This window comes from Planktosalinus lacus (genome assembly GCF_014640155.1).
GTDB lineage: Bacteria > Bacteroidota > Bacteroidia > Flavobacteriales > Flavobacteriaceae > Planktosalinus > Planktosalinus lacus.
In genome coordinates this window covers 73,080-92,078 of the sequence record NZ_BMGK01000010.1, presented here as the reverse complement: position 1 = coordinate 92,078, position 18,999 = coordinate 73,080, and the positions used below count along the sequence as shown (strand labels likewise).

Genomic DNA, 18,999 nt, shown 5'->3' with positions numbered 1-18,999 from the left:
TTTATTTCTCTGTATTATCCGGGATCGTTTCCAATCCCAAAAAATACGCTGTCAATTCAATATATCAATGAACTTTTTCCCTTATCCAAATAAAGGAAGTCTTGCCAAAATAAAAGGACTCGAACCTCTTCTATATACCCACCCGGGATCTCTATTCTCTCTGTTTATTTTAGTGAACCTGTTTGCCTCTGACTCAAAGCGGGTGCAAAAATAATACGCTTTTTTTTACCCCACAAGCTTTTTTTGAAAAATTTTAAAAACTCAAAAAATACCCTAAAAACAATCAATGAACTTCACTCCTCAAAACAATCCCTTTATCCCTCAAAGCGGCTGCAAATATACAACCGTTTTTATCCCTGGCAAGAAAAAAAATAAAATAATTCTATAATTTTCTCTACTGTTTGATTAGCAAATGTTTAGGGTTCAAAAATATTAAAAGAACTAAGATTTAAAAGCAGTTTTGCTCTTAAGCGGTTGCAAATATACATCCGAATTCTACTTTGGCAAGTCTATTTTAAACTTATTTTTCAAAAAAAACACAAACTATTGAGAATCTCCATTTTAGAAATCTAAAAAAAACCTAAGTTTCATATACAGCATTCATAAGGTGAAAATATTCTAGTAAAGAACCCTATCAGAAACATTCATACCTTATAGTAATAAAAGAAAATTAAATCATAGGATAAATAACAATTGTTTATTGTTTTGCAATTAAAGAGATATTATCTTTGCCTTGTTAATTTTTATACCTATTATATATACTATGATTCAAGTTACTTTGCCCGATGGTAGTAAAAAATCTTTTCACAGTGGAGCCACCCCTTTGGATGTAGCTAAAAGCATCAGTGAAGGATTAGCCCGAAATGTAATTTCGGCTTCTTATAATGATGAGACGATAGAGGTTTCTACACCATTAACAAAAGATGGTAATTTGACTTTATTCACCTGGAATGATAAAGAAGGTAAGAAAGCGTTTTGGCACTCTTCTGCCCACCTTCTTGCCCAAGCACTTGAGGATTTATATCCGGGCATAAAACTAACTATTGGTCCTGCAATTGACAGTGGTTTTTATTATGATGTTGATTTTGGTGATCATTCCTTTTCAGATAAAGAGTTGAGTGTGGTTGAAAATAAAATGCTGGAGTTTGCCCGCCAAAAATATGAATTTAGCATGCGGGAAGCTTCTAAAAATGAAGCATTAAATTACTATAAGAATCAAGGAAATGAATATAAAGTTGAACTGATTGAAAACTTGGAAGATGGTACAATTACATTTTGTGACCACGCAAATTTTACCGATTTATGTCGTGGAGGACACATTCCAAACACCCGAATCATTAAGGCTGTTAAGCTTTTAAATGTGGCCGGAGCATACTGGAGAGGTGATGAAAAGAACAAACAGTTAACACGCATTTATGGGATTTCATTTCCAAAACAAAAAGAACTAACAGAATACCTTCACCTTCTTGAAGAAGCGAAAAAAAGAGACCACAGAAAATTAGGAAAAGAACTAGAGCTTTTCACTTTTTCTCAAAAAGTGGGACAAGGACTCCCATTATGGTTGCCTAAAGGTGCCGCTTTACGTGAAAGACTTGAAAACTTCCTGAAAGCTGCACAAAAAAAAGCAGGATATGAGATGGTGGTTACACCACACATTGGTCAAAAAGAATTGTATGTCACTTCAGGACATTATGCAAAATATGGCGAAGACAGTTTCCAACCCATTCACACTCCACACGAGGGTGAAGAGTTTTTACTAAAACCTATGAACTGTCCCCACCATTGTGAAATATATAATTCTAAACCATGGTCATATAAAGACCTGCCTAAACGCTTTGCAGAATTTGGCACAGTATACCGTTATGAACAAAGCGGAGAACTTCATGGACTTACAAGAGTTAGAGGGTTTACTCAAGATGATGCACATATTTTCTGTACACCCGATCAACTGGATGATGAATTCAAAAAAGTAATTGATTTAGTATTGTATGTTTTTAATTCCTTAGGTTTTGAAAACTTTACCACACAGGTGTCATTAAGAGACCCCAACAAACCGGAAAAATATATTGGAAGCACAGAACTTTGGGAACAAGCCGAACAGGCAATTATAAGCGCTGTAAAAGATAAAGGATTGGACTATGTTATGGAAGAGGGTGAAGCCGCTTTTTATGGTCCAAAATTGGACTTTATGGTAAAAGATGCTCTTGGGAGAAGTTGGCAACTTGGAACAATTCAGGTAGATTATACTTTACCTGAACGTTTTGACCTAACTTATAAAGGTAGTGACAACGAAATGCACCGACCTGTAATGATCCACCGTGCACCCTTTGGAAGCATGGAGCGGTTTATAGCCATTTTGCTTGAACACACCGGAGGAAATTTCCCTCTTTGGCTAATGCCTGAACAAGTTAGTATCCTTTCTTTGAGTGAGAAATTTGAGAAATACAGTAAAAAAGTTTTAAATTTGCTAGAAAATGACGAAATTCGCGCCCTCGCTGACAACAGGAGTGAGACAATTGGCAAGAAAATTAGAGATGCAGAAACCGGAAAAGTCCCGTATATGCTAATTGTAGGCGAACAAGAAGCACAAGACGGAACCGTATCTGTTAGAAAACACGGCGAAGGAGATCTTGGATCGATGACCATCGAAGAGTTTATAAAACTAATTGAGAAAGACATAAATAAAAACAAAATAGAATTTAACGTTTAACTAAAATTTTTAAGCCATAGCAATAAGAAGAAAAAGAAGTAGAGGTGTTGGTAGAGTAATAAAAGAAGACCAACATAACATTAATCGAAAAATTCGAGCTGAAGAAGTGCGCCTTGTAGGTGATAATGTTGAAGTTGGGGTATACCCTACAAAAAAAGCATTAGCAATGGCCGAAGAACAAGGTCTTGATCTTGTTGAGATTTCGCCCAATGCAAAGCCTCCCGTTTGTAAAATCATGGAATATTCAAAATATATCTATGAACAAAAGAAAAGGGAAAAAGCACTCAAAGCAAAAGCTTCAAAAGTTGTAATTAAAGAACTTCGATTTGGACCTCAGACTGATGATCATGATTATGAATTTAAAAAGAAGAATGCCGAAAAATTCCTTAAAGACGGAGCAAAAGTAAAAGCTTTTGTGTTTTTTAAAGGTCGTTCAATTGTTTTTAAAGATCAAGGTGAAATTCTTTTATTACGACTTGCTCAGGATTTGGAAGAAGTTGCAAAAGTAGAACAGCTTCCTAAATTGGAAGGAAAGAGAATGATCATGTTTCTCGCTCCCAAAAAAACAAAATAATTTTGTGTTCCTTCAGGAAGTAAAATTCAATAGAAATATAGTTAATAGAAATTGCTTCTATTAAAAAAGAAAGTGCGAAGTAAATAAACAAAAACTAGGAAAGATGCCTAAAATGAAAACAAATTCCAGTGCTAAAAAGCGTTTTAAGCTTACAGGTACAGGTAAAATTAAAAGAAAGCACGCGTTTAAAAGTCACATCTTAACAAAGAAGTCAAAAAAACGTAAGCTTAAACTAACTCACGACACACTTGTTCACAAGTCTGACGAGAGCAACGTAAAGTTAATGCTTCGATTGAAGTAATAACCTTACCGGTTAAATCAATTTAATAACCCTGGAGTATGGCCCAAAAAGTTTCTAAATAATTTAGAACGCCTGCTACAAAAAAACAAATTCAATTATGCCAAGATCAGTAAATTCAGTTGCTTCAAGAGCCAGAAGAAAAAAGGTAATGAAGCAAGCCAAAGGATACTTTGGAAGACGTAAAAATGTTTGGACCGTTGCTAAAAATGCAGTTGAAAAAGCATTGGTATACGCTTACAGAGACCGCAGAGCAAAAAAGAGAACTTTCCGTTCATTGTGGATTACCCGCATCAATGCAGGTGCCAGACAACACGGAATGTCTTATTCACAGTTTATGGGTAAAGTAAAAGCTAATAATATCGAATTGAACCGTAAAGTTCTTGCCGATTTAGCGATGAACCACCCTGAGGCTTTTGCAGCAATCGTAAACAAAGTAAAATAAGGGCTTTAGCCTAATTAAATAACTTTTATTTCGCACAAAAAAAGTCCTTCCAAACCGGAAGGACTTTTTGTTTTTATAAGCATTTTGAATTTAATTCAGCGCACTGCCAAAATCTTTCATAAATGAGAAATCAAAGTTATTGGTATTGACACTGTCCATCAATTGCATAATTCTGGAAGGGTTCATATCGTCACCAATTACCCTGAAAAGAGCAAAGCCCTTTTCTTCATCAGAGGCAAAAATGATGAGTTCATCAATGGCATCATCGTCACCGCTAAACTTTAATGTGGCTCCTTGGTTGTTAGAACCATATTTAATCAAAGTCTGGTAGGCTTCATCACTTAAAATTGTATGAACACGCTCTTTTTCTGATTCATAAACAGCTTTGTTTGTTTCATTTAATTCTAACGCCAACATATTTACTTTTCGAATACTCTTTACTGTTTCTAATTGTTCTTCAGTTAGCGTATTATCCTCGGTTAAAATTAAACTGGAAGGTAAGTCCAGGCTAATAAAAGCGTCATCGTTTTGTTTGTCTACATAATACTTTTGCAAGCTTGCATTATTGGAACAAGAACTTAGAACAACAGCAGCTACAAAAAGAGATAAGGTGATTACAAATGTTTTCATAGCTGGATTATTTATTAGATTTTTTCTGATCAATGTTTTTGAGCTGCTCGCTTCCGGGAACTTTCAAATCTGAAGTTAACTGCGAAATTTGACGCAAATCTATATTTCCTGTAATGCTCATGATAACAGCCTTGCTATCTGAACTTGTGGGGTCTTCCAGAAACATAAATAACTCGCTTACATAATTGTCGTTTTTTCCTTCCTTAACATAAAATCGAATGTTTTGTCCATCATCATTTACACGCATCAATTCTGAAAGTGAAGTAGTTGATTTCAGATAATTCTCAACAGTTCTTTTCATGTCTGAAGCCTTATCATTATTACCGGTTGTAAAAATCTTAATGTCATCAAGGTTTTCAACCATTTTCAAATAGTTTTTGGCCTCTGGGTCATCGCTGCTTAAATCAATTTTACTCATTAATTTAAACATGCTCTTGGTCACCACAAGTGATGATACATCATTTTGGTTTTCAAATTTGTCAAATATTGCCTGGCTGTAAATGGCCTGAGTAATTAAAGTGACTGCTAGTATTGCAATTATTTTTTTCATTGTTTTTAGTTTTTAAGTGTTATTGATTTATTTAAAAATTTTATTGGCAGAATGCCCAAATTCGTTCAAAACTGATAGTTTTTGAGCACTTTCATTAAACTGATGTGAGAAGAAATTAAGGGCCTCTTTGGTCTTTTCAAAAGCTATTTCTGCTTCTATACGTTCAGCTTTAGTAATCGAGTTTGCATTGTTTTGAAAATAGAATGTAACTCCCAGAGCAACCACAAATAAAGCGGCTATAGAGTACCATTGCTTCATAAACATATGCACTCCTCTCTTTTCAGTTTGTAATAGTTTTATTTCAGTTTCCGTTGTTTCAGCTTGTTCATTTGTGAAATACACAAATAAATTTCGGTAGGGTTCCAGATGTGCTGCTACTTCATTGCCTGAAAAATAAGCTTTGAGTTTTTTTTCATCCGCAATGCTGGTTTGACCTTCAAAATAAGCTTCCAGTAATTGTTCAATTTTTTGTAAGTCCATAATTGTACTTTTTAATTAATTCTTCTCTCACTAATTTTCGCGCCCGGGACAAATTTACCCGAATTGCTGTTTCATTCATTTCCATAATTTCAGCAATTTCACTATACTCATATTCTTCGACATCCCGCAATTGTAATATGATGCGTTGTTGTTCGGGTAACTGTTTCATGATTTCAAAAACCATACCCACACCATCCCTTGCTTCTACCTGATCCTCTGTTCGGGCATCGTTACTTTTATAATTTTGATGCACTATCGTAAGGTTTGTTGCTTGTTTAGATTTCAATCTGTCAAGGCAATAATTCTTTGTCATTGTCATTGCAAAAGCTTCCGGTTTTGAATAGTTTTTTATTTTTTCCCTGCCACTCCACAATTTCATAAACACTTCCTGAACAGCATCTTCAGCTTCATCGTGTGAGATCAAGATGCGCTTTGCCATTCTGTAAAGCTTATCTTTGATGGGTATCACAATATTTAAAAACTCCTGCTTTTGCATGCCTGGTTGGTGGTTTTTATAGTCGTGTTCATAATGATGACGAATAACGCCTATTTTTGTTACAAAATAATTGCAATTTGCAATAATGTCACTATTTTTAGTGTTTAAATTCAAATGCATTCCAAAGCCTACTTTTATGAAAAAGATTGTAATAGTCCTAGTTCTAATAATTTCGTCTGTAAGTTTTCAATCGTGTTTTGAAGATTTTGACGATACTATTGGAAATGCAACAACACTTGAAATTCAGGATTTTATTTATAAAGCGATGAACATTTGGTACCTCTATAAACCCGATGTTCCGGATTTGGCAAACGACCGCTTTGAAAATCAAGCAGAATTAAATGACTTCTTAGAATCATATACAAGCCCTGAAGATTTGTTCAATGCTCTTGTGGCCCCACAAGACAGGTTTAGTTTTGTTGTTGAAGATTATAGGGAGCTTGAGGCTTCACTGGCAGGAATATTTTTGAGCAACGGAATGGAATATGGACTGATTTTCTACCCGGGAAGCCAGACGAATGTGTTTGGATATATAAGATATGTAATCCCAAACAGTGATGCCGCTCAAAAAGGGTTGGAACGCGGAATGATTTTTAACACTGTTAATGGGGCTCAAATTACCAATCAAAACTTTCAACTATTGAGAGAACTAACCAACTATGAAATAGGCTTGGCTACTTTTGATGGCACTGAAGTAACACCTACTGGAGAAACCGTAAACCTAATAAAAAGTGAATTGGTTGAAAACCCCATCCACACGGCAACTACACTCACAATCGAAGGCCAAAAAATTGGTTATTTAATGTACAATAGTTTTACAGCAGATTTTGACAGCCAATTAAACAATGCTTTTGGAACTTTTCTGTCTGAAGGGATTTCGGAACTAGTATTGGACTTGAGGTACAACAGTGGTGGATCCATTAGAAGTGCCATTGATCTTTCAAGTATGATAACGGGCCAGTTTACCGGTCAGGTGTTTTCCACGGAAGTTTGGAATCCGGAATTGCAACAAATTTTTGAACAGAATGAGCCTGAAGATTTAATCAATCGTTTTAGCAGCAACCTGAGAACAGGTGAAGCAATAAATAGCTTAAACCTCAACAGGGTTTATATTTTAACTTCAACAAGCACTGCGTCTGCAAGTGAGTTAGTCATTAACGGGCTTGACCCTTATATAGAGGTGATCCAGGTAGGTACTACCACTACCGGAAAATTCCAGGCATCGACAACATTTTATGACGGGCCGGCTCCCAATTTTAGAAGAGACGAAGCAAATCCTGGACATTTTTATGCCATTCAACCATTGATTTTTACTTCTGCAAACGCTAATGGGGTTACCGGATTTGTAGATGGGCTTCCCCCAACTGTTGAATTTTTTGAAGACTATTCAAATCTGGGTATTCTTGGTAACCCCACTGAGCCACTTTTGGATGAGGCTTTGGATGATATTTTTGGAAGAAGTATACAAAGAAGTTTTCAAACTGAATTCAAAGAAGCCGGGAACAGCAAATCGCACCTTCCCACCTATATGAGAATGTATGTTGAAGAAATAGACAAAAATTAATTTCATTCTTTGAGTGCACCTGTTGACTTTTGATTGGCATTGAAAGCTATACTTAAATTATTCATTGAAGAAACTGTTTGTTTTATTAAATTAGTAATCGTTGAAATAGAAACATCATTTTTTGAACGACTTTTAATATGCAAGTATAAATAGGAAATTATATCATTATAGAAAGATTCGTTTTCTTCAATAAGTCTTTCTAGATTAACTTTGGCTGTACTGGTTTCTTGAAAATATTGAACACCTTCGTCAGTCTTTTGTGAAATAAAAGCTTGCAATTTATTTAGAATTTCAAGTGCAATTTGATCCTCACTCTCTAAAACATACTTGATGTTATGAGCTACATCCTTGATGTCTTTTGCACTGTATACTAATGACCGCAATACAATCATATTAGAAGTAAGTTGTTCAGACTCCTCTTCAGTTAAATTTTGTTCTTGCAATTGCAGGTAAAAAGTTGTCAACTCATCTTCTATACGCTTTATTTTGTCATACTTTTCATTGAGGTTTACTGCTGTTTGAAAAAGAGACTTCCAGCCGGAAGATTTTTGGTTCTTGCCTGAAACTACAAAGCAGTTTTGAATAAAATCCTGAACATACTTATATACAAGATTAAGTTCCTCCTTTATTGCTTTCAATGCAACTTCAGGAAATTCTGTAGTGATATTTTTAATGTATAATGTCTCACCTGAGGGTTCAGCATTCTTAAAACGACGTTTCAAAAATTGTTGGAATACACCCAAAAAAGGTAAAAAAAGAAAAATCATTGCGAGATTCAATAAGGTATTTAATAAAACCAACTCCATAAGTGGATCGGACATTTCGAAAATTAGATATACCTTATCAACTACAGGTTTAAGAAAGATGAAAATGATAATTGCGGTTGTGGCATTAAATATCACATTGGCCAGTGCTAATCTTTTTTTATCAGCCGTTCCGGCGATGGAACCTAGTAATAAGGTGGATGTTGTTCCAATATTGGCACCAATTATCATTGCAAATGCCTGATATACATCAACCAATCCGGCATTCAGCGCACTTAAAATAATAACTATCATCGCAGAACTTGATTGAATTAAAGCTGTGACAACTAGTCCGAGTATTAAAAATGCCCAAAGACCAAACTTTGAAACAACCGTCATATCAATTTGATCGGCTACAGCATCCAGAGCATCTTTCATAAAATCCAACCCTAAAAATAACAATCCAAAACCTATGAGAAACATACCCAGGTTTTTCAAAAAAGGTCGGCTTTCCAAAAAAAGATAGGACAAAATTCCAAGTGCCAGTAACGGAAAGGAAAAATCTGCTATGTTCATTTTAAAACCCAATGTTGCAACAATCCAGGCTGTAAATGTGGTGCCCAAATTAGCTCCCAACACTACACCAAGCGCGTTTTTCAAACTCAACATTCCGGCACCAAGAAATGCCAGTACCAATAGAGTGACCATAGAACTGCTTTGCAATATAGCTGTCACAAAAGTTCCGGTGAGGATACCCTTCCAGCTTTTGTTGGTAAAACGCTTGATGATTTTTTGAAATGATTTTCCTGCAAGGCCTTTAATGCCTTCCTCGAGGTGACGCATTCCAAACAGGAAAACTCCCAATCCTGCTAAAAACATCCAAAAATCAAAAGGCACATTTTGCATCGTTTGAATTAAAAAAATGGTTAATTGACAATTCTATATTTTATGTATTTATACAACTCTCCTGTCCAAAGCACAATTGAAGATAGCGCAATGAGAATTATAAACTCAGGGACTGATACAAATTCAAAAGAAAAAATACGTTCAAAGAACGGTACTTCTATGATTATAACTTGAACTAAAACCGATACAAAAATCGCCAGATTGATATATTTATTTGAGAAAAAACCTATCTCAAATACTGATTTCTTCAAGGAACGCATATTATATAAATTAAACAGCTGTGAAAATGCCATGACAATAAACACGGTGGTTCTGGCCTTTTCCAGGCTCACATCTATAAACCAAAAATAAACTCCCAATGACAAAACAGTCATGATTCCGGCCATCATAATTAACAAAGGTAAAACGCTTTTATTAAGAATTTTTTCTTGCTGTTTTACGGGTTTTTCATTGAGCACATCTTTATGACCTTTTTCTGTTGCTAAAGCTATATCACAAACTCCATCGGTAACAAGGTTTAACCAAAGAATTTGAGTAGCCGTTAGTGCCATAGGCAATCCTAGAGCTACCAATGAAACAAGTGTGATGATTTCAGCAAAATTGGTGGTAACTAAAAAAAAACTGGTTTTACGGGCATTTGAAAAAACAATTCTGCCTTCTTCTATCGCATTGACAATGGACGCAAAATTATCATCGGCAAGAACGACTTGCGAAGACTCCCGTGCTACATCAGTACCCATAATGCCCATTGAGATACCAATATCAGCTTTCTTCAATGCAGGTGCGTCATTTACCCCGTCTCCGGTCATAGCAACAAGCTCCCCCATTTTTTGAAGGCGTTCGGCAATGTGTAATTTCACTTTGGGTGATAAACGGGCAAATACTGAGACCTTGCTAATGACTTCATCAAGCTCCTTTTCATCTAGTTGAAGTAATTGTTGTTCTGTCAAGGCAATCAACTCCTCATTATTATTTTCATCTATAATTCCCACTGACTTTGCAATGGCAACTGCTGTATTAATATGGTCGCCGGTTGCCATAATTACTCGCACTCCGGCAGATTTACATTGCTCAACAGCCTCTTTGGTGTTGGGCCTGGGTGGGTCAATCATACCGGTTAAGCCTGAAAAAACCAAATCGTTTAGTAAATGCTCATCTATCTTTTCAACGGTATCCGGTAGTTTTTTATAGGCCAGCCCAATCACACGCATGGCTTCAGAAGACCAGCAATCCATCACATCACTAAGTTCGTTTCGAATGGAAATATCTAATGTTTTCTCAGTGTTTTTAAAAGATACAGAAGATGAAATTTCAAGTATTTTTTCGGGAGCCCCAAAAACATACAAAAACTTTTCATCTCCAATTTTCAATAAAGTAGCACGCAACTTTAGTTTGGAATTAAAAGGCAAATCATCCATTTTTTGAAGTTGATCTGTGAATGCATATTTCACTCCAGCTTTAGCAGCAAGAACAAGCAACGCACCTTCAGTGGGATCCCCTGCAAGTTCATAGCGATCCGTTTTCTTGTCGTGTTTTATGGAAGAGTTATTAGAACAGGCTGCAATTTCGAGCAACCGTTTTAAAGATGGATTTTCAACAGGTTCTATAATTTTTTCATTTGTGGTAAAATTACCCGCAGGAAACCATCCTTCACCGGAAACTTCAATTGGGTCATCACCATAAACAAATACCTTTTTAACCGTGAGTTTATTTTGCGTGAGTGTGCCGGTTTTATCAGTGATAATGGTCGTTACTGACCCCAGGGTTTCCACCGAAGTGAAGTCTCTGATGATCGCATTACGCTTTGCCATTCTGCTCGATCCAATCGCTAAAACAATTGATAAAACCGCGGGCATTCCTTCCGGAATAACTGAAACCAAAGCAGCGATTGAGACCAAAACCAGTTCGTCAAGTTCATAGTTTCCTGAAAAATATCCAACTATGAACAATATAGCTGCACTGGCGATTGACAGAAATGCCAGTTGACGACCTAATACATCTGACTTTTTTTGGAAATTGGTGCGTGCTCGTTTAATAGAACTTAAGGTAGTGGCGATTTCACCAATGGCAGTATTTAAACCGGTTCCACAAACTACAGCTTTAGCATAACCCCCGGCTACAAAAGTGCTTTTGAAAAGCATGTTTTTTCTATCAGCAAGTGGAGTTTCTTTTGGTAAAACTGCATTACTTTTTGACTCAGGAACCGATTCGCCTGTGAGAGAAGATTCAGTGACTTGCAGGTTTTTGGATTCAATAATACGGGCATCTGCAGGTATACTCTCACCTTCTTCAAGTATAATGATATCTCCCGGAACCAATTCGCGTGAAGGGAGTATTGATTCTTTTCCGTTTCTTACCACTCTGGCCTTTTGAACCATCATTTTTTTGAGTGCCGAAACAGCTTCTTCAGCTTTCAATTCCTGAATAAACCCAATGAGAGCATTGATTACAACCACCACCAAAATCACATACATATCAATAATGTGACCGGCATAATAAGAAATCACTGCAGCAAGAATAAGTATAACGACCAAGAGACTTTTAAACTGTTTGAAAAGCAACTTCAACCAAGATACTTTTTGAACTTCCGGCAATTTATTCCAGCCGTATTTTGTCCTCTCTTCTTCAACTTTTTGCTGAGACAAGCCTTCGGGTGAAGTTCCAAAATGGCTTAAAATCTCATCAATAGAAAGATTGTGATATTGGGTTTTATGTAGATTAACCTCATTCATTTTAAGCATTTAACACACCTTGTTATCAAAATTAAGTTTAAATTGTCAATAATTAAATGAGAAAAATCACACTTATGGATTGCCGTAAAATTGCGACAGCCTTTTATTCTGCTTTCGCGAAAGGAGATGCAGATAAAATGATTACTTACTATGATGATCCTATTGAATTTGAAGACCCGGTATTTGGAAAACTCAAAGGAAACCAAGCTAAAATGATGTGGAAAATGCTTCTGGATCGAAGCAAAGGAAACTTAGAAATCATTTTTAATGTGATAGAAACAACTGATAATACAGCCATTGTAAAATGGGAAGCACGATATGCTTTCTCAAAAACCGGTCGAAAGATTCACAATAAAATTACTGCCCATTTAACGGTTGAAGAAGGAAAAATCATCAAACACATAGATAAATTTAATCTATGGAAATGGTCACAACAAGCTTTTGGGTTTAAAGGATTTTTAATAGGATGGACACCCTTTTTTAAGGCAAAATTGCAACATCAAACCCGTGATCTATTAAATAAATATATCCACTCAAATATTGAAAAACATTAAGTTTAAGTGGCTTCCTGTATCAGGTTAACATCCTGAATTTGGTTTGGAACATCTACTTTCTGTTCTTTTAGTTTATCCATAACCGCCAACATAATCTCAGTTTTTAATTGGCCGTCCCTGGCGCGGGTTCCTCTCAAACTATACCAATAAAGAACAGTAAGCTGAACTGTTCCATTTTCAAAGTTTTTAATCACTACAGAGGGTTTTGTAGTATTCAAAATCTGGTTAAATGTCATCAACGTCTCCAGAATCATATTAATTACTTCCCGAATATTGTTACTGTTAAAAACACTGATTTCAAAATTTTCCCTGAGTTGGTCATCTATGGTATAATTGATAAAATGTTTTTTAATAATATCTGAATTGGGTATATAAACATCTTTACCATCGGTGGTTTTAATCGTCGTTTCTCTTATGGAAATTCTAATTACCCTACCTAACTGATTATCAATCTGAATGAGATCACCCATCTCAAAGGGTCTGTCAAAAATCATCACAATACCCGCCAGAAAATTTTCACCAATGTCTTTTAAAGCAAACCCTATGATAAAGGTTGTCAATCCGGCTGCACCAATAATAGTTTGAGTAACTGCACTTAAACCTAAGACCCTAAAAGTTAACAGCGTAAGGATAATATAGAAAATAGCAACAACAATATCAGTGACAAACTGGGAAGCAACAGAATCTTTTGCTTTTTTAACGATACGATTGAAAATTTGCTTTTTTATTAAACGAATAAATAAAGCCCCCAAACCAAAAAAAAGTATTGCAAAAATAAAATTGGGTAACAGGTTTAGGAGGTCTCTATAGATCTCTATAAGGCGTTCAACAAATAAATCTTCCATAGTTTGTTGTTTAAATATGAAAACTACAAAATTCAACGGAGTTTTCTATTTATTTTTCTAATAAAAAAACCTGAAACTGATTGTCAGACAAAAAAAATAAGAGGCTGCCATTTTTGGCAACCTCTTGGGGTATTTTATATAAGATGGAGTATTACACACCTTGCATTTCGTGAACGCCTTCTTTGATTTCTTCAATTACTTTGGCGTTATAGGCATCTAAATCCTTCGGGCTTCTGCTGGTCACCAGTCCCTGGTCGACAACTACTTCGCTGTCTTCCCATAGAGCACCGGCATTTATCAAGTCATCCTTTATGGAATGATATGAAGTCATTTTTCTGCCGTCAACTACATTTGCACTAATTAAAACCCAAGGGGCATGGCAAATCGCAGCTACAGGCTTTCCTTGTTTGAAAAAGTCTCTTACAAACTGTAATGCGTTGTCGTCGGTTCTCAATTTATCAGGGTTGATGACACCACCGGGAATGACTAATCCGTTATAATCTTTTGCGGTTACTTCATTCAGGGTATAGGTAACATCAACTTCGCCAGACCAGTTTCCGTCAGACCAGCCTTTTATTTTTCCTTTTTCAAGACTAACGATGTCTACTTGAAAACCTTCTTTCTCCATCGCTTCTTTAGGCGAATTTAATTCACTTTTTTCAAATCCGTTGGTTGCTAACATAGCTACTCTCTTCTTCATAATCTTTCTGTTTTTATTAGTTAAACTTCTTTCTTTATCTTTATACTCCAATCTAACAAATAGAGATGTCAAGCCCTGCCAATGCAATTGTAAAACTTTATTAAAAAGCGTTAAGATTTAGTCCTTACCTTCTCTTTCCCTGGTAATATCAAGGTTAGACTTCAGCCTGTTGAGAATTCTCTTTTCTTCCTCTACACTCACGTGCCTTGAGTCCAGTTTTTCAATTTCCTGATGAATGGCAGGCTCAGCAAACTTATTGGGCTCAACCTTCTCATTTTTATATTCAGCAAATTGTACCGTAAACTCTGCACCAAAAAACAAAATCAGGCATATATAATTCACCCAAAGCAAAATAATAACGACTGAGGCAGCAGCACCATACACCGAAGCGGGCTCACTCTGTCCAAAATAAAAACTGATTAAAAATTCACCAAGTAGAAACAAGACCGTGGTGAGAGCAGCTCCTATATAAGTAATTTTCCACCGAATTTTCACATCCGGCAAAAGCTTGAACAGGGCAGCAAACAAAGTGGTCAAGATTAAAAAGGAGATGCCGAAGTTTAAAATATCTACAAAAACTGCAGTAAAACTTTCAGAAATTTGTTCGATGTGCTCTTTAAGAATATTCAGTACTGCTGAGATTATCAACGATATGAGTAATAAAAAGCCTATCACCAACACCATGCCAAAAGAAATGAGGCGATCTATCAACATCCTTACAAAAGTCGCCTTTTTTGCTGCTACACTCCAGATGTGATTCATGGTTTTTTTGAGTTGGAAAAAGACTCCGGTAGCCGCAAAAAGCACCATCCCGATACTTAAAACAATTGCCAAAGTCGAATCCTCTGATTCAGACACATTCACAATCATTGTTTCTATCGCCTTAGCACTATCCCCGCCAATAAAATCACTAATCTGTGCTGTTATCCTGCCTTGTACTGCCTCCCTTTCAAAAAACGAACTTGCAATGGTCATCACAATTATCAAAAGTGAAGGCAATGAAAAGAGCGAGTAATATGCTATGGTGGCCCCTTTTGGAAAAGGATCATTTTTATTCCACCTGATAAAGGTATTTTTAAGTAGCTTGAGAGAGGTTTTTATAAATTGAATCATATAAACTCTTTGTTTCTCTTAAAAATAACCATTTTTCAGTTGATTGTTTATAAAAAAAACATAAAGGTTCTAAAGCAAAAAAAGGAAGCTACCTTAAGACAGCTTCCTCAATCCATTACTATAAAGGCTAATTAAAATTCTAAACTAAAGCCCAGTCGCACATTGCGGCCACGGGATGAATAACGATACAACTCTTCATAGTTTTCATCAAAGATATTGTTTACTCCGGCAAATAATTTCAGGTTTTCCATCACCTGATGACTCACATAAAAATCAAGCAATCCATAGGCATCCAAAGTAACAGACTCTTGCTGAAAAGTCTCCGGACTGAAAAACCGGTCTTCACGCTCGGTATTGTATTGATAACTCAGCGAGAAATTGGTTTTTACACTTGGCTGAAATTGCACCGAAGCATTGATTTTGTGTTCAGGGATGCGCAGTGCAAAACGTTCATCAACTTCTGTAAAGGTGTAGTTGGCAGTCGCCATCCAGCGGCTGTTTAATCGTTTTGAAAGTTCTACCTCTACTCCACTTGCAGTAAATTCATCAGCGATGTTCTGGTACTGCGAAATAAACAAGTCAGGATCCACCGTCACAAAATCAACATAGTTTTTTTCATTTCGGGTAAAATACACAGCACTGGCCCTGAAGTTGGTATTTGTAGTAAACTCCAGTCCGGCTTCAATGGTGGCGTTCTCTTCGGGTTTTAATTCCTCATTACCATAGGAAGGATCATAAATCTGAAACAACGAAGGCGTGATATAGGCCGTGCTGTATGAAGCCAGCACTTTTAAATTGTTTTCGCTTAAAGCGAAATTATAAGAAGGATTGATGTTGTACACCAGCTTATTGTCATATACTGAATGCGTGTTCAACCGTGTCCCGGCATTCACATTCAGACCAAAATCGGAAACATACACAACGTTCACATAAGGGTCAAAAATATTAAAGCGCGCATCGTCTTTAGCAATTACCTGTGCAAATTCGCTTTCGCCGAAAGGGATACTGAACGCATTCATATTGGAAGTGGAGTAATTGAACCCAACAATTGCCGTAAACTGTTCCCCGAACCGATGCTGCAGATAATTGTCCAACGCATAAAAACGGGAGTCATATTTCACCGGAAAATTATCAGAAAGTTCCCGCTCAATCCACGCATAGGAATCATTGAACACATACTTTCCGTTTTTGTATTTCCACTCAAAATTACCACCGGTACGCAGTTGGCGAGATTCTGAAAGGTGGTTGGCATCTGTAAAATCAAAGTTGTCATAGCCGGCTTTGTATTTTCCATAACTGAAAAACTGACTCATTTTAATATTTTCCGTCAGATGCACACCTAAGTTTGCGTAGGCATCAAAACTGTTAAACACATCACTTTCAAAGGGTTCTTCATCCTCCGGTGCAGCAATGGCTGAAAGTCCGTCGACATAACGGTTGTTAAATGTCGCCAGATAGAAGAATTTACCCAACGTACCGTTTATATTCACTGAGTTGGTGAATTCCTCAGCGCGATAGGTGTCAACCTCCTGTGCCTGATTGGTTCCCACAGTCGAAGTAAAAGATGCTGCAATGGGTTGATCACTTGACTTTTTGGTGGTAATGTTGATGACTGCTGTGGCAGCACCGCTTCCGTAAAGCACACTGGAGGCACCTTTCACGATTTCAATCTGCTCGATGTTTTGTGCCGGCACCAGGCGCAGGTCATAGTCGTTGGCGATTTGGGAGCCGTCTGTCACCTGCACTCCGTCCAGCATAATGACTACCTGACGGTTTCTGCCGCCACGCACATAATAGCCTAAGTTTTGACCATCAAAACTGCGGCTTCCATTGATTTCGATACCTGAAACCTCATTAATCACCTGCGCAACCGATTTGCCGGTACTGCGCTCCAGGGTTTCCGAAGTGATTTTAGTGACTACTTTACCGCTGTTTTTACGGTGAAGTTGCACTTTGGTGTCGATAAAAACGGAGTCTAATTGTTCTGCTTTTTGAAGTTCCTGGGCAGATACCAGTGTTGTGGCACACAACAGTGCCGTAATCATGAGTTTGTTCATTGGTTAAAATAATTAACCGGGAAATAAGGTATGAAGGTTTCTTCACACAAACTTTTATCCCGAAAGTTTGACATTGGTTTTTGAATGTGGCAGGTCTCCTGGCTCGCGTCTTGTTGTTGGTCTTCCCATCAGCCGGTGGCGGACAGTGACATTGAAGTGAACAACAAGCTTGATAGCTTACAGTTGCGGGAACAGCTTCGGTTTTACACCGAATTCCCTTTTAATTGCGCATCCCTATATGGAACTTGCAAACCAAAATTCTATGCGAAAGTAAACATTTTTGAAGTTGGGAGAAAGGAAAGTTTAAATAATGTTACTTTTGTTTTTTATAGACTTGAGACAATAGATATGAGATATCAGACACTAGTTCTTCTTTTTGCTTTTTTAGTATTTATTTCCTGCAAAAACGAAAAAAACACCCCTCCAGCCACCACAACTACTTCTGAAAAAAGTATTGAAATCAGTTATGCACAGGGCTTTTCCATCACTGATAAGGGAGATTATAAAATCATCGAGGTTACCAATCCGTGGCCGGAAGCGGGGAAGACGTTTCGTTATGCTTTGGTGAAAGACAAAGAAACCTTTGAGTCAACGGAAACCTTTGACGCTATTGTGCAGGTGCCTGTTCAAAACCTCATCGTTACTTCCACTACCCACATTCCATCACTGGATATGCTGGGAGAAACCGATAAACTTATCGCTTTCCCAAACCTTGATTACGTTTCATCGGAAAACACCCGCAAACGCATTGCAGAAGGCAGGATTACCGAAATTGGCAACAATGAGTCCATCAACACCGAAAACGTCATCGACCTCCAACCCGATGTGATGATTGGGTTTGCCGTTACCGGAAACAATAAAACCTATGAGACCTTGCAACGTGCCGGTATTCCCATAGTTTTCAACGGCGACTGGACAGAACAAAATCCGTTAGGGAAAGCTGAGTGGATTAAGTTTTTCGGGGCCTTCTTTGATAAAATGGAAGAGGCCAATACCCTTTTCAGCAAAATTGAAACCGAATACACTAGCGTGAAAGAACTCGCCCAAACCGCAGAAAACACTCCCACCGTCCTGAGCGGCGCACTTTGGAAAGACATCTGGTACTTACCCGAAGGCAACAGCTGGGGCGCCAAATTTATCGCTGATGCCAACGGCCAATACCTCTGGGCAGACAGTGACGGCACCGGAAGCATCGCACTGAATGTGGAAACCGTACTAGAAAAAGCTCAAAATGCTAATTACTGGATTGGCCCGGGACAGTTTACGACCTACAAAGAACTGGAGGATGCCAGCAAGGCTTACACCCAACTGGATGCATATAAGAACAAAAACATATACAGCTTTTCCAGCTTGAAAGGGGATACCGGTGGTGTTATTTATTACGAACTCGCCCCTAACCGCCCTGATTTGGTTTTAAAGGATTTAGTAAAGATATTGCACCCCGAGTTGTTACCTGATTATGAATTGTATTTTTTCAGGGCTTTGGAATAGTGTCCTCCCCGCTCCGTCGCTAAAGCCATAGAGCGTCAGTGACCTAACCCGGTCACTGAGCCTGTCGAAGTGAGTGGCCGGGGAGAGGAGACGTTTAAGATAAATTATATT

The 18,999-nt window shown here is 37.3% G+C and carries 17 protein-coding genes and 1 riboswitch; of the genes, 7 read left to right on the top strand and 10 right to left on the bottom strand.

All coding sequences use genetic code 11. The features are described 5' to 3' along the window. Positions 1 to 763: 763 nt before the first annotated feature. From thrS to rplT, 4 genes are all read left to right on the top strand, one after another. Complete coding sequence (thrS, locus tag IEV69_RS12020) at positions 764 to 2,710, top strand: threonine--tRNA ligase (RefSeq protein ID WP_188442786.1); 1,947 nt, start codon at positions 764 to 766, stop codon at positions 2,708 to 2,710. Between the two features lie 58 nt (positions 2,711 to 2,768). Further along, entirely contained in the window at positions 2,769 to 3,284 is a 516-nt protein-coding gene (gene infC / locus IEV69_RS12015) for a translation initiation factor IF-3 (RefSeq protein WP_188442793.1), read from the top strand. 103 nt (positions 3,285 to 3,387) lie between these two features. Beyond that, entirely contained in the window at positions 3,388 to 3,585 is a 198-nt protein-coding gene (gene rpmI / locus IEV69_RS12010) for a 50S ribosomal protein L35 (protein ID WP_188442784.1), read from the top strand. Positions 3,586 to 3,682: 97 nt separating this feature from the next. Continuing rightward, positions 3,683 to 4,027 carry a 50S ribosomal protein L20 gene (gene rplT / locus IEV69_RS12005; RefSeq protein WP_188442781.1) on the top strand — a complete coding sequence of 115 codons (345 nt, stop codon included), beginning with the start codon at positions 3,683 to 3,685 and terminating at the stop codon, positions 4,025 to 4,027. Positions 4,028 to 4,117: 90 nt separating this feature from the next. Here the strand turns inward: rplT and IEV69_RS12000 are convergent, their stop codons facing one another. Genes IEV69_RS12000 through IEV69_RS11985 form a run of 4 tightly spaced genes read right to left on the bottom strand, consistent with a single transcriptional unit; the run spans position 4,118 to position 6,183 of the window. Then, on the bottom strand, positions 4,118 to 4,657 hold the full coding sequence (locus IEV69_RS12000) for a GFO_1091 family lipoprotein (protein ID WP_188442779.1): 540 nt from the start codon (positions 4,655 to 4,657) through the stop codon (positions 4,118 to 4,120). Positions 4,658 to 4,664: 7 nt separating this feature from the next. Then, a complete protein-coding gene (locus IEV69_RS11995) occupies positions 4,665 to 5,207 on the bottom strand; it encodes a GFO_1090 family protein (protein WP_188442777.1) in 543 nt (180 codons plus the stop codon). A 27-nt stretch (positions 5,208 to 5,234) separates the two neighbouring features. Further along, the gene (locus IEV69_RS11990) at positions 5,235 to 5,687 is read right to left on the bottom strand and encodes a PG0215 family putative anti-sigma factor (RefSeq protein ID WP_188442775.1); all 453 of its coding nucleotides are present in this window, start codon (positions 5,685 to 5,687) and stop codon (positions 5,235 to 5,237) included. Further along, on the bottom strand, positions 5,668 to 6,183 hold the full coding sequence (locus IEV69_RS11985; RefSeq protein ID WP_188442791.1) for a GFO_1088 family ECF-type sigma factor: 516 nt from the start codon (positions 6,181 to 6,183) through the stop codon (positions 5,668 to 5,670). The genes IEV69_RS11990 and IEV69_RS11985 overlap by 20 nt, the downstream gene beginning before the upstream one ends. A 136-nt stretch (positions 6,184 to 6,319) precedes the next feature. On the opposite strand from IEV69_RS11985, the gene IEV69_RS11980 reads away from it, so the two are divergent. Next, positions 6,320 to 7,747, top strand: coding sequence for a GFO_1087 family putative carboxy terminal peptidase (locus IEV69_RS11980; protein ID WP_188442773.1), 1,428 nt, complete (start codon positions 6,320 to 6,322; stop codon positions 7,745 to 7,747). A gap of 2 nt (positions 7,748 to 7,749) precedes the next feature. Here the strand turns inward: IEV69_RS11980 and IEV69_RS11975 are convergent, their stop codons facing one another. Together IEV69_RS11975 and IEV69_RS11970 are read right to left on the bottom strand one after the other, a co-directional pair. Then, positions 7,750 to 9,396: a Na/Pi cotransporter family protein gene (locus tag IEV69_RS11975; RefSeq protein ID WP_188442771.1), complete on the bottom strand. Its 1,647-nt coding sequence runs from the start codon at positions 9,394 to 9,396 to the stop codon at positions 7,750 to 7,752. Positions 9,397 to 9,416: 20 nt separating this feature from the next. Beyond that, the gene (locus IEV69_RS11970; protein ID WP_188442769.1) at positions 9,417 to 12,128 is read right to left on the bottom strand and encodes a cation-translocating P-type ATPase; all 2,712 of its coding nucleotides are present in this window, start codon (positions 12,126 to 12,128) and stop codon (positions 9,417 to 9,419) included. A gap of 56 nt (positions 12,129 to 12,184) precedes the next feature. On the opposite strand from IEV69_RS11970, the gene IEV69_RS11965 reads away from it, so the two are divergent. Further along, complete coding sequence (locus IEV69_RS11965) at positions 12,185 to 12,682, top strand: nuclear transport factor 2 family protein (RefSeq protein WP_229741440.1); 498 nt, start codon at positions 12,185 to 12,187, stop codon at positions 12,680 to 12,682. A 2-nt stretch (positions 12,683 to 12,684) separates the two neighbouring features. Here the strand turns inward: IEV69_RS11965 and IEV69_RS11960 are convergent, their stop codons facing one another. The 4 genes from IEV69_RS11960 to IEV69_RS11945 form a co-directional block, all read right to left on the bottom strand. Next, positions 12,685 to 13,527, bottom strand: a complete 843-nt coding sequence (locus IEV69_RS11960; RefSeq protein WP_188442765.1) for a mechanosensitive ion channel family protein — start codon at positions 13,525 to 13,527, stop codon at positions 12,685 to 12,687. A 151-nt stretch (positions 13,528 to 13,678) separates the two neighbouring features. After that, complete coding sequence (locus tag IEV69_RS11955) at positions 13,679 to 14,227, bottom strand: type 1 glutamine amidotransferase domain-containing protein (protein WP_188442764.1); 549 nt, start codon at positions 14,225 to 14,227, stop codon at positions 13,679 to 13,681. 117 nt (positions 14,228 to 14,344) lie between these two features. Next, entirely contained in the window at positions 14,345 to 15,340 is a 996-nt protein-coding gene (locus IEV69_RS11950) for a YihY/virulence factor BrkB family protein (RefSeq protein ID WP_188442762.1), read from the bottom strand. Positions 15,341 to 15,471: 131 nt separating this feature from the next. After that, a complete protein-coding gene (locus IEV69_RS11945) occupies positions 15,472 to 17,397 on the bottom strand; it encodes a TonB-dependent receptor plug domain-containing protein (protein ID WP_188442760.1) in 1,926 nt (641 codons plus the stop codon). Positions 17,398 to 17,468: 71 nt separating this feature from the next. Further along, a riboswitch (cobalamin riboswitch) is annotated at positions 17,469 to 17,669 on the bottom strand. Positions 17,670 to 17,745: 76 nt separating this feature from the next. On the opposite strand from IEV69_RS11945, the gene IEV69_RS11940 reads away from it, so the two are divergent. Further along, the gene (locus IEV69_RS11940) at positions 17,746 to 18,888 is read left to right on the top strand and encodes an ABC transporter substrate-binding protein (protein WP_188442758.1); all 1,143 of its coding nucleotides are present in this window, start codon (positions 17,746 to 17,748) and stop codon (positions 18,886 to 18,888) included. Positions 18,889 to 18,999 lie beyond the last annotated feature (111 nt).